The sequence below is a fragment of the Marinobacter sp. genome (assembly GCF_041687235.1).
Lineage (GTDB): Bacteria > Pseudomonadota > Gammaproteobacteria > Pseudomonadales > Oleiphilaceae > Marinobacter.
The window spans coordinates 49839-62347 of record NZ_JAWLCH010000009.1 but is presented as its reverse complement, the minus strand read 5'-3'; the positions used below and the strand labels follow the sequence as shown (position 1 = coordinate 62347).

Genomic DNA, 12509 nt, shown 5'->3' with positions numbered 1-12509 from the left:
GACACCAATCACTCTTTCAGACCGGAGAAGTTAATGGGCAGGGAGACTCCCAGGGAGAAGTCCGGGGCGTCCTCAGTCAGGCCGATACCCAGGCTGGTGTTCACAATCGTGGTATCACTGACACGGGTTCCCAGGGACATGCTCAGGAAACCGGTCATCTGATCCTGGGCCACGGCCTGATCGCCGTTGGAGAAGGTCAGCACCGTTTCGTCGCTGTAACTGAGCTGGGCGGAGATGCTCAGCGAGATGTCGTAAGAGAGGGAATAGGCGAAACCGGCCGACCCTGACAGCCCGAACCCCGGGTCCACCTCTTCCAGCAAACGCGCACCCCTGACCTGCTGGAGGTCCTCCGCTGGCAGGTTGTAAGTGGCGCTTACGGAGCCGAAAACCACCACCGGATCCAGGACCTTCGAGAGACTCGCCCCGCCCCCGATCGAGTAATACCCGCTGCCGGTTGAAAGCTGCTCGTTGATATCTATTTCATAAGGACTGACACCGGTCTTGCTGGACAGGGTGCCGAACAGCGTGGTCGACATCTTACCGGGAACATAGGCGAAGGGCTGCCAACGCCCGGTGAAGGAAATGTCGCCGAAATCATAAACATTGAGCTCGTCCTGGGTGTCATATTTGACCACCAGCGGGATACGGGTACCCACGGTCAGGTTGTCCAGCAGGCCGTAGTCGTAGGAAAAGGAGTTCGTAAAGCTGTGGGTTGCCGATGGCACGACATCCAGGTTTCTCACCGAACCATTCGTAATAGCCAGATCCAGCCGCTGATCAGCGGTGTAGGAATAGTCGAACGAATAATTCAGGGAATGGGAGCCTTTCTTCTGCAACGAATAGTTCTTCTCTGCAGCCTGGAACACTTCCTCAAGCTGCTGTGAGGAGTCTTCGTCTCCTTCCTGTTTGGCCAACGCTTCCCGCGCCTGGTCCACACTTCCTTCCTGCGCCAGGGCCATGCCCGGAAGCAAACCTGCCGTGGAAACAAGGATAAAACCTCGCACAAACCAACGATTCATCCTGACTCCCTTATTTTATTTGTAATGTTCCTGACCCGGGGAGAAACCCCGGAAAATTAGTTTCGACGGTAATGCAGCTGCTTTCGCGTGTTCTCTACACTGCCGTCGGGATTGTTTTTCTGGCGTTCCAGCAGATTCTGGATTCGCCTCTGGGTGGACTCGTGAAATGCCGGTATCCGTTCCAGCGCCAGAAGCGTCATTGTCTGGTCGTCCACGAAGCGAAGGTCCTCCTCCTTCAGCTCAAGGTTGTCCAGAGGCTTGTCACTGCCCGGAAAGACAATGAACAACACGTTGTCGTCCCACTTCTCCTCGAACTGGGCAAGGGTAAAGGAAATATTGCCTACCGAAGGGTCGGCCAGATAAACACGCCCGTCCCGGATGGTTCGCAACACCACGAAATGCTTGAAGCCAGCGTGATGGATGGGCACGATGGCCGGGTGGTCAAGGTCTTTGAGGTCATCAATCGTGGCCCTGAAGCCGCCTGACGGGTAGCCAAGAGCGGTGACCAGCCGTTTCATGTCGAGCATGGAAAAGGCTCGACGTTCCACGATACGCTCGCTTTCGCCGTAATGAAGCAGCCCCTCCATGACCTGTCGTTCCGACAGGGTTCGCCCCAGGTAGAAGTTCAGAACGGTGGTCAGCGCCGCGCTTCCACAACTGTAGTCGTACGCCTGGCGGACAATATTCCGGAATTTCTGCTCGACAAGCGGCTCAACCCGCACATCCGAGCGCAATTCGATCGGGCTCGAATCCACATCCTGCTGGATGACGATGGCGCCCTTCTCAAAAGGCTCCACCACGGTCGCTTCCTGCACCATGGTGAATGTAAGGATGGATCCAGCGAGCACCAGCAGCATGTCAGACGAAGTCCCTGTTTTTATTGGCCACGTTATTAATCGGGTTACATGTTGTTACGGTAAGATACCGAAAAGCCCTCGCCCTTAAAGATAACTGTGCCTCAAATCTGTCGGTGCAGAAGGGGCCTTGCGGGGCGGATTTGAGAACTGGTTCAAGGCACTGATAAAGAGGGCCTCTGGAGTTGACGCAACAGCGCAAAGCCGGTATCAACACCAGTCCAGCAACTCAAATTCCTGATGTAGATCCTGATGACAACAACACTGAATCCGGGACAAATCACGTTTATCGCCGCCAAGAATCAGAGCCCGGTATCACCGCCGGCGCTGCTGCCGAGGGATAAGTTCAACGATCTGTTGCACGGCCTTGAGCCTGTCAGCCTGCTTCTGGTTCACGCGCCGGCTGGCTATGGCAAAACCACGACGATTGCCGAGCGGCTGGCAAGTCTCGACGCCCGATCAGCCTGGTTTCGCCTGGAAAGCAGTGATAACAACCCGGCCCGCTTTGCCGGCTATCTGGCCAACGCCCTCTCCCGGGCCACCGAAGGTTGCTGCCAAGCTGTGCTGGAAAAGCTCCAGGCGGAAGGTTATGACAGTCTCGAATCTTTCCTGACCGATCTACTCGCAGGGTTGCCCCAGGATGACGAGCCACTGTATCTGGTGCTTGATGACTACCACCTGATAACCAACCTGGAGATCCACGAAGCGCTGCGTTTTCTGCTAAGGCATCTGCCAGGCTATCTCACGCTTGTCATCATCAGCCGGACCATTCCACCGGTTGGGGTTGCCCAGCTCCGGATGCAGGGGCGTCTGACCGAAATCACCAGCCGGGATCTCGGCTTTGGACCGGACGAAGCGCAACAGTACCTCCAGAGCCGACTGCCGTTCGAGATTGCCCGCGAGGACATTGAGCGGGCTGTCCGGCGGGTAGAGGGCTGGATTTCCGCCCTGCAACTTCTGTCCGCTTCCTCGGCTACCAGTGTCGAGTTCAGTGATTTTGTCGATCAACTGGAGCAAGGCAACCAGAACATCTTTGACTACTTCGACGAGCTCGTAGGCAACGATCTGAGCGAGCAGCAGCGCCGCTTTCTTATGCGCACCAGTATTCTGGACCGTTTCAATGCGGGCATGGTGATGCGGGTCATGGATGACACCGACGGCCAGGCCCTGCTCAGCAGTCTGCTGTCCATGGGGCTGTTCATAACACCCGTGGACAACTCCGCGCTCTGGTTCCGGTATCACCCGCTGTTCTCGGTCTACCTGCGTCATCTGCTGACCTGTACTACCCGGGAAAACCAGAGGGATCTGCATCAGCGTGCCGCTGATGCCTGGCTGGAGCTGAGCCACGCCGAGGAGGCGGCCAAACACGCCATTGCCGCGGAAGATCCGGAACGCATTACCCGTGTACTCACCATCCACGGCCGCAAATTCTTCACCGAGGGCCAGTTCCATCTGCTTCAGCGATGCCTGGACACCTTACCCCAGGAAATCATTGCCGAAGATCCCACGCTGACTCTGCTCAGGGCATGGGTAGCCCAGGGGCAGTACAAGTTCGATGAAGTGGAAAACTGGCTGTCAGCGGCGGAAGCCCGACTGCAGGCATCCATGAACGAAGACACCCAGAAGGCGGTTCATGGGGAGTTCAGTGCCATCCGGGCCCAAGTCGCAATGAACTATGGCGACGGCGACCGTGCCCTGTCCCTCGCCCGGGAAGCCATCGAGCAGGAAGCCAGATACCTGCCGACGTCCAGGGTTGCTGCCGCCTCGGTTATAGGGGAAGCGCTGTTTGTGCGCGGTGAACTGGAGGAAGCTCTGGCCCGCATGCAGGACACGGAGCATCTCGCCAGGGCCCATCAGGCGCACCAGAACGTTCTCTGGGCCCTGTGCCAGCAGAGCGAGATCAGTGTCGCCATGGGTCTGCTGCAAAAGGCATACAACATTCAGGAACGTGCTTTCCAGTATGCGGAGGAGAATCAGCTGAACCATCTGCCAATTCTGGAATTCCTGTTCCGGATTCGCAGTCAGATCATGTGGGAGTGGCACCATCTGGAGAGTGCCGAGCGTTGCGCCCTGCAGGGTATCGAAATACTCGAGGCGCAGGGTGAACGCTGGTATGTGCAGAGCTACACGTCCCTGGCCAAAGTTGCCCAGGCACGGGGCAGGCAGAGTCTGTGTGCCGATTACATTGCCAAGATCCAGAAAATGCTGGCAGCGGAAGACTACCACCTGGATTGGGTGGCCAATGCCCAGGCCACCATGCTGTCGTACTGGGATGCTGTCCGGGACCATGACTCCATCCAGCGCTGGCTCACCGTTGCGCCACACTGTGATCCGGTAAAGGCTACCAACCACTTCCATCAGTGCAATGGCCGCAACCAGGCACGGGCACTGATCAGCCTTGGTCAGTACGAACTAGCCCGTCCCCTCCTGGAAGAGCTGACGGCGGTTGCGCAGGAATTTGGCCTGAAAACAGACCTGAACCGTAACCACATTGCCCTCGCCTACCTATACTGGCAACTGGACGACCGTGAGCGGGCTCTGGATCACATGAAAACCGCGCTCGAACTGGCGAGCACCACTGGCGCTGTTGGCAGCTTCCTGAGGTTGGGCAAGGAATTGATTGTTCTGCTCAAGGCACTGATCAACGAAGAGGCCATTGAAGGCATGGAGCTTCAGAGGGCAGAGCGCCTGATTCAACTGGCCCAGCAACAACGCGACTTCAGCCGCGCCATCCGGATCTCCCTGGATGAAGCGATCATCCAGGACATCATCGACCGTCCGGATGTACCGGAACTGATCCGCACTTCCCCGCTCACCCGCAGAGAGTGGCAGATTCTCAGCCTGATACACGCAGGGCTTTCAAATGACCAGATTGCCGAGCACCTGAAAGTGGCCTCGACTACGGTCAAGACCCACATTCGAAGCCTGTACCAGAAACAGAATATCAGCCACCGTTCGGAAGCCATCGAACTGGCGAAGGACCTGCTCAGCAAAATCCAGGGGGAATAAGCTACATCGAGAACACCAGCCCAAGTAACAGGTAGCTCACCAGGGTCACCACAACAATGCCCATAAGGTTGAGGGCAAACCCGGCTCTGATCATGTCGCTGATCTGCATATGGCCACTGGAGAACACAATGGCATTCGGCGGTGTGGCAACCGGCATCATGAAGGCGCAGCTGGCTGCGATGGCGGCCGGAACTGTCAGCAGCATAGGTGACACCCCCTGACTGAGCGCCAGAGCACCCAGCAACGGCAGAAAAGCCGCAGCGGTAGCGGTATTGCTGGTGACTTCAGTCAAAAAGATGATAATACCAGCCACCAGCGCAATCATGACTATCGTTGGCAGAGTGCCCGCTACCCCGAGGCTTTGCGCAATCCACTCAGCCAGCCCGGAGCTGCTGATTACGCCGGCCATGGCAAGCCCACCGCCGAAGAGCAAAAGCACACCCCATGGAATTCCTTTGGCGGTTTCCCAGTCCAGCACGAACTCCCGGGTTCGGGTATTGACCGGCATAAGAAACATGGCAATCGCCGCTGCAATGGCGATGCCCGTGTCACTCAACCAGGGCACAAGGCTGTCAGACAACAGGGGTCTGAAAATCCACGCGGCCGCAGTGATCAGGAACACCAGGGCCACCAGCTTCTCTCCTTTACCCAGGGGGCCCAGGGCATCCAGCTCCTCCCGTATGGCTTTGCCGCCATCTCCCGAGCGACCCAAACCAAAGTCCTTGCGGGTCAGCCACCACCATGCCAGGGCAAGCATAATCACCGCGACCGGAACCCCCAGCAGCATCCACTGGGCAAAACCCACCGAAATCCCCTGGTTTTCACTCAGATAGGCCGCCAGAAGGGCGTTGGGGGGCGTACCGATGAGGGTTGCAATACCGCCGATGCTGGCAGAATAGGCGATCGCAAGCAAAAGAGCGGTGGCATAGCGCCGAACGCCCTCCGCATTACCACTGTCCATCATCGCTACCACCGACAACCCGATAGGCAACATCATGATCGCGGTTGCGGTATTGCTTACCCACATACTCAGGAAAGCGGTTGCCAACATAAAGCCGGCGATCTGTCGCCTGGGTTTGCTGCCAACGGCCTTCAGCGTCATCAGGGCGATTCGTCTGTGCAGGTTCCAGCGCTGCATCGCCAGGCCGAGTGTGAAGCCCCCGAGGAACAGGAAGATGATCGGGTTGGCGTAGGGCGATGTCGCATCGCCAACGCTTCCAAGTCCCAGTGCCGGCACCAGAACAATCGGTAACAGGGCAGTTGCAGGAATCGGAATCGCTTCGGTTGACCACCAGGTAGCCATCAAAAGCATGAGCCCCAGGGCTGACCAGGCCTCCGCGCCCATGGTTTCCGGGGGTGGAAGAATGATCGTTGCCAACAGAAATGCAGCTCCCAGAATCAGGCCAATGGCCTGGCTGCGGGGAAGCCCCTCCGTTGGGTTGTCAGCAGTCTTTTCAGGCATACAGCGTTGTTCCACAATTCAGAAGTATCAGACGGGCAGCTTACCGGAGTCTTGTAGATGCTGTAACTGGCGGTCATGGACACGGCCAAGAAGTAGCAGGGCCAGAATAGCGCCGGACAACGCCCAGGCCATGTCTGACTGGGTATCCCAGACGTAGCCCTGTGTACCCAGGAAGGCTTCTGCCGCCTCGTCACTGAGAAGGGCCACCCACCATTCAATCAACTCATAGAAAGCGCTCAGGGCCAGGCAGAAACAAACGATAAAAAAGGCGGCCCAGCGTCGGCTGGAGAACACATCGAAGCGAATGACCACTTCCCGGGCAATAATGGCCGGCACAAAGCCCTGGGCGAGGTGGCCAAGCTTGTCGTAATTGTTGCGTTCCCAGCCAAACCAGTCACGAAACCAGTCGAACAGAGGCACTTCGGCGTAGGTGTAGTGGCCGCCGACGATCAGGATGACCGCATGGACCAGTATCAGTGCATAGACGAGCGGGGTCAGCGGATACCGGAAAAAGCACCAGACGACCAGCCCAAAACCAATGGCCGCAGGCAGCACCTCAAGAACCCAGGTCGCGCGATCCCTGGGTTCAATAGCAGACCAGATAAATACGGCAAGAAACACCAGCACCCAGGCTGCGGGCGCGAGTCGTTGGTTCATTTCGTATTCCTTTTTCAATGCTGCGGCCTGGCCCCGGATCGCAGGAAGCGACCATAGCCGGCTTCCCTGCCCAGGGCAGAATCCAACTGACCGTTTGTTACCGCCGACCGACCATTGATCAGTACCTCTTTTACACAACCCGGTACCCGGTTGACCATCCGCTCAAGGCCAAAATTCTCCATCTCGGCCCATTCGACCTGTTCCAGATCCTGATCAAGGCCATGGGGATCAAGCACGGTGATATCCGCCCGGTCTCCGACCCGGATATGGCCGGCATCAACACCAAGCCAATCCGCCTGCTCACCGGTCAACCGGTGTACGGCACGCTCCAGGGACATGACCGGCTCACCCTCGCCGTGGCTTTCGTGAACCAGCTTGAGAAACCGTAGCGGCAGATTATAGAAGGCCATATTGCGGATATGGGCGCCCGCATCGGAAAAGGTGATCAGGGCACCGGGGTTGGTTACCATTTTCCGGAGCCGATCCTTTCTGTGATTCCCGACCGTGGTGAACCAGCGCAATGCGCGACCGTGAGCAACGACCATGTCCAGGAAGAAATCGACGACATGGATTCCCCGGTCGGCGGCAAGTTCGGCAAAGTTACGACCAACAACGCTTTTGTCCGGGCAGTCAAGAATGACGGCATCGCCGAAATCCCTCTGCCACACTCGGGGGGAGAGCTTTTCCTTGTAGAATTGTCGGAACTTGCGCCGGTACTGCTCGTCTTTCAGGAGTTCGTTACGCTCGAGCTGATTGCGAATATCGAGCGCCATTTCGCCGGCACCAAACTCCTCGAACAGCACGATATCCATACCATCGGCATAGACCGTGAACGGCGTTGGCAGAAGCTGCCAGCGAAAATTGCCGCCAAAACTGTTGGCCAGCCACCCTACCAGACTGGCCATCGGTTTGACCGTAGGGTTGCCTTTCAGGTCGATCATGGCGATCAGGGTTGTTTTCAAGGGCTTTCTCAACCAACCCAGGGTCTCTTTCAGGTACTGGGTTACCTGAAGCGGATTGGCGGCATTGGGCGCCCCCTGGTGAACCCGTCCATACCGGCGCAGAAGTCTGTTCAAACGGCTGATCTCGCGCCATCTGGCGTAAGTGCTCGGGAGACTCTTGGACCACTCGCGGTCCCCGTCCACCTTGTCCCACTTCAGACACATGGTGGAAAGACCGAGAAACCCCTCCTGCAGAGCTTCCTCAAGCAATGATTCCATGCGCTCCTGTTCTTCTTCCGTTGGAATGACATTGCGATCGGTCGCGCGATGAAGCCCCATGACCGCGGTTCTCAGATCACTGTGGCCAAGAAAGCTTATGACGTTGGGGCCCAGGGAATGCTGATCCATAAAGGCCACCCATTCTTTCGGGTTCCGCCAGGACTTGTACTGTTTCAGGATGGGCAGAACTTTTTCCCTGGGCACCGTTTCCACCCGGGTGAAAATGTCGGAAGCGTCTTCCGGATCGGAGCACACCATGCTCAGGGAGCAACTGCCGATCAGCACAGTGGTCACACCATGACGTACGGACTCCGACAGGGAGGGCGCCACCAACAGCTCGGCATCGTAGTGGGTATGGGTGTCCAGAAATCCCGGTGTCACCCAGCATCCGCTGGCATCAATAATCCGTTCGGCGAGGCCAGGCTCCGGTTGTTCATCAAATGCCCCGGCAACCCGTCCATCTTTTATTCCAACATGGGCTATCCGCGAGGGTCCGCCAGTACCGTCAAAATATCGGCCACCAACTATCAGGGTATCGAACTGGTTCACTGTGCCAGGCTCCTTTTTTATTGTTCTGTACCGTCAGTCTAGCCAGCAAAACGTGATATGTCCTCTCATTTTGGCAAGCTGATGCGTCAATACAGGCCATTAACGAACACGAACCCTGCTGCCATCTTCAAGGTGGCGATCCGGGTGACGGACGACCCTGTCGCCCTCGGTGAGCCCCTCCTGTATCACAGTGTGGAAGCCGTTTGTACGCCCGACCAGCACCTCAGTAAGTACGGCTCTGTCGTCAACAACACGGAATACCTGATGCTGATTGTCGTTCAGGAAAATGGCAGACTCGGGAATCTGAAGGACGCTGTCTGAGCGCCAGAGCAAAAATTCGGCGTCTACCCGGTAACCATCTCCGAGGCTTTGCCAGGCATCCGGAGGGGTCGTGATATCCGCAACCACCTGAACCCGCCTTTCTTCCACTCCCAGGGCCGACACATCCTCGAATCCAACCGGTTCAACGCGCCTTACAATGGCGTCGAGGGTTCCGCCACCCCACCCGGTCAGCCTTGCTGCAATGCCGGGTTTGAGGTTCACGGCGTCAAAGCTCAACACATCGACAACCACCTCAAGTGCTCCGGGATCACCGAGTTCCAGAATGGCCTCGCCGGCCTGAATGACGCCCTCGCTTTTCCGGATAATCCCGAGGACTGAACCATTGACCGGAGATCGCACCGGCACCCTTTCAACCGCTCCGTCACCATTGGCCCGCGCTGCCGACACTTCAAGGCGGGTTCTGGCCGCTGCCAGCTCATGGGCCATCACTTCCTCATCAAAACGGGCCGAACGTAATATGGCCTGGGCTCTGTCCGCGGCAGCTCGGGCCTGTTGCAAGCGCTCATCAGAGACGAAACGATCGTCACTGAGAGCCTGCAGGCGGGCCAGTTCCTGCACGGCCAGATCTGCTTCCGCTTCGGCTGCGGCCACTTTCTGGCGGGTGGAATTGAGTGCTGAACGGGCCGATTGCACCTTGGCCTCCGCTTCTGCCCGGCTGCGTGCATCCAGGGTGCTCGCGGGCATTGGATCCACTTCCGTCAACAGCTCTCCCGGGATAACCGGATCCCCCACTTCCAACGGAACCCGATGCAGATACCCGGCAACCGGAGATGAAACCACGTACCGATCCCGTACCCGTGTCTTCCCCTCCTCCTTGACGGTGATTTCCATTGCGCCCCTGCTCACGGGTGTCAGATCCACCCAAACGGGATCAGGGCGAACCGTGACCAGAACTACGGCGATGGCGAGTAATGCAAACCCGCCCCAGAACAACCATTTACCCGAAAAACGTTTCGCTGCCATAGCGATCATTTTCTCCCTGTTTACTGGTTCACCTATTCCCGTGTTTTCAGCACAGCCACCAGATCCAGCGCCTTTAGGCGCCACCAGGCAATCACGCCGGAAGCGATTGCTGACACCACAACAACCAATGCGGACATGCCCAGGGTCTGGCTGGTTATGGTCAGGGGTACCCGGTAGAGCTCGGTTTGCATGGCAGTGACAATGAGTAGCGCAAGACCCTGGCCGATCAGCCAGCCAAACGGGACACCGAGCAGGAGTAACAGCGCCACCTCCCCCAACAATATATGCGCAACTTCGTTATGGGTGTACCCGAGCACCCTGAGGCTAGCCAGTTCCCGGCCTTTCTCGGCCAGAGAAATGCGAATGGTGTTATAGACAACTCCAAAGGCAATAATGCCGCCCATCAGGCTGTTAAAGAAGGTAAACGTCAGGAAGGTCCTGGCCAAGGTGTCATAAAAACTGTCCAGCATGGCCTGACGAATGCTTATTCCCGACACCCCGGGTGTGTCGCGAAGGCTGTTGTAGACGTCCGTAGACTGTTCAGGATCCAGATTGACCAGGGCCTGATTGATCAGGGGGCCGTCACCGAGGACCCGGTTCAGCGCATCCAGATTCATATAGGCGCCTACCCCGAGGAACTCACTGGTAATGCCCGCTACCTGAACCGTCACCGTTCGACGATCGCCCTCGAGCAATTCCAGACGGACCCTATCGCCGGCGCCGACGCCGAGCTGACCGGCCAGATAGTCCGTTAGCAGCAGGCCTTGCGCCGGCAACGAAACGCTTTGCAACTCGCGGTCTACAACAAATTGCAGCCGCGCGTCAGCTGGTATGCCGGTCACTGCAGTGCGCCACTCCCGATGACCAGAGATCAAACGGGCCGACACCGTGCGACGACCTTCGGCATAACGGATCCCGGGCTGCCGCTGTAGACCGTAGAGAGCCGCCCTGTTGACCGGTTCAATGAAGGATACGGCCAGGTCCTGTTGCTGAACCCGGGCAAATTGCGTGTGCACCATCAGCGATACCGAATCGAACTGAAAGTTGCCAACCATCACGATGGCGGTCGCCATGGCTATGCCCCCCATGGATAACAGAGACCGGGTTGGGCGGCGGGTAAGTTGGCGCACGATCATTCGCGACGGTTGGGAGAAGCGGATACCCGACAACCGTTTTTCCGCCAGGGTAACCTGGTATCTGGCGGGTCCTTCAGGCCGCATGGCTTCGGCGGGCGGCAGGGAGGAGGCCTGCCGGATGGCTCTCCAGGCACCGAGCCAGGCGACTGTGATGGTCAATGCCGCCAGAAGCGCCAGCCAGAGGGGATCGATACGGAACAACAGACCCGGGAAGCGGTAAAAATCCATGTACAGTTCCCCCAGCGCCCGTCCTAGCCAGAGCCCCAGGGCAAGACCGATCATCAAGCCGATAGCCGCAATCACAATGACCAGTTTGCTGTAATGCCAGGCAATCTGTCGGTTGCTGTAGCCAAAGGCCTTGAGCACGGCCACGATATCCCGCTGCGTGCTGATCAGCCGGCCGATCACCACATTCAGCAGAAACATGGCCACGCTCATGAAAATAAGAGGAAACACCGTGGCCATGGTTTTCAGCTGGTTCAGTTCATCACTGAGGAACCGATGTGAAAACTGATCTTCCCGGGCATAGGCTCCGGTGGCGCCATAGCGGGCCAAAATCCGATCAAGGGCATCAACCACAGTGGCAACGGAATAGCTTGGTCTCAGCGTCACCACGAGGCTGTTGAAAGCCCCACGCATGTCCATGGCCGATTCCAGGGCTTCCCTGTTCATCCAGAGCACACCGTAGCGCAGGTAATCCGGCAACATGCCCCCGGGCGGGATGACGTATATGAACTCCGGCGATTCCACGATGCCGGTCAGCACAAGCGTCTGTCGCCGACCGTTAATGATGGCCTGGAACCGGTCCCCCAGTGACAACCCATGCGCTTCCGCAAAACTTCCGATGACCGCGACTTCGTGGCTGCGCCCCACTCCCGGAAGCCGACCCTGGCGGATAAACAGACGGTTGATATCAGGCTGGCCTTCATGGGGAATCGATACCAGACGTGCCGACACGGGGTCGGCGAACCCGGGCATCTGCAATTTCGCAGCACCCTCTACCCGGCCTTCATATCTGGCAATGCCCGGTAGCGAGGCAATTTCCTGCAGGCTATGGACCGGAGCCCGTTTAACAGGCGCAAATACATCGGCGAACTGGTGCTGATCGTAATACTGGGCCCTGGTTGCAAGCAGAGACGAATAGTTCACCAGGGACATGACACAAACAGCCACGCCCCCGGCAATCACCAGTGCTATGGCCAATGCCTGACCCCGCATCTGCCAAAGCTCCCGATACAACTTCACGTTCAGAACCGTATTCAGAGCTTTGGTGGCCATTGTGCGCTCTTCTCCGCCCC

At 57.8% G+C, this 12509-nt stretch carries 8 protein-coding genes; 1 reads left to right on the top strand and 7 read right to left on the bottom strand.

The features are described 5' to 3' along the window. Nucleotides 1–8 precede the first annotated feature (8 nt). Both ACESMK_RS13415 and ACESMK_RS13410 read right to left on the bottom strand, forming a co-directional pair. Nucleotides 9–1019, bottom strand: a complete 1011-nt coding sequence (locus ACESMK_RS13415; RefSeq protein ID WP_372999587.1) for a transporter — start codon at nt 1017–1019, stop codon at nt 9–11. Nucleotides 1020–1075: 56 nt separating this feature from the next. After that, nucleotides 1076–1876 (bottom strand): C39 family peptidase, encoded by an 801-nt coding sequence (locus tag ACESMK_RS13410; protein ID WP_372999584.1) that lies wholly within the window; start codon nt 1874–1876, stop codon nt 1076–1078. Between the two features lie 249 nt (nt 1877–2125). Between ACESMK_RS13410 and malT the strand changes: the two genes are divergently transcribed. Then, entirely contained in the window at nt 2126–4882 is a 2757-nt protein-coding gene (malT, locus tag ACESMK_RS13405) for an HTH-type transcriptional regulator MalT (protein ID WP_372999581.1), read from the top strand. A 1-nt stretch (nt 4883) separates the two neighbouring features. Here malT and ACESMK_RS13400 read toward each other — a convergent pair whose 3' ends face one another. From ACESMK_RS13400 to ACESMK_RS13380, 5 genes are all read right to left on the bottom strand, one after another. Next, complete coding sequence (locus ACESMK_RS13400) at nt 4884–6344, bottom strand: SLC13 family permease (protein ID WP_372999579.1); 1461 nt, start codon at nt 6342–6344, stop codon at nt 4884–4886. 27 nt (nt 6345–6371) lie between these two features. After that, a complete protein-coding gene (locus ACESMK_RS13395) occupies nt 6372–7001 on the bottom strand; it encodes a DUF2238 domain-containing protein (RefSeq protein ID WP_372999576.1) in 630 nt (209 codons plus the stop codon). A 14-nt stretch (nt 7002–7015) separates the two neighbouring features. Next, the gene (locus ACESMK_RS13390) at nt 7016–8770 is read right to left on the bottom strand and encodes an N-acyl-D-amino-acid deacylase family protein (RefSeq protein WP_372999573.1); all 1755 of its coding nucleotides are present in this window, start codon (nt 8768–8770) and stop codon (nt 7016–7018) included. Between the two features lie 99 nt (nt 8771–8869). Beyond that, entirely contained in the window at nt 8870–10075 is a 1206-nt protein-coding gene (locus ACESMK_RS13385) for an efflux RND transporter periplasmic adaptor subunit (RefSeq protein WP_372999570.1), read from the bottom strand. A gap of 32 nt (nt 10076–10107) precedes the next feature. Beyond that, nucleotides 10108–12489, bottom strand: a complete 2382-nt coding sequence (locus ACESMK_RS13380; RefSeq protein WP_372999567.1) for an ABC transporter permease — start codon at nt 12487–12489, stop codon at nt 10108–10110. Nucleotides 12490–12509: the final 20 nt, after the last annotated feature.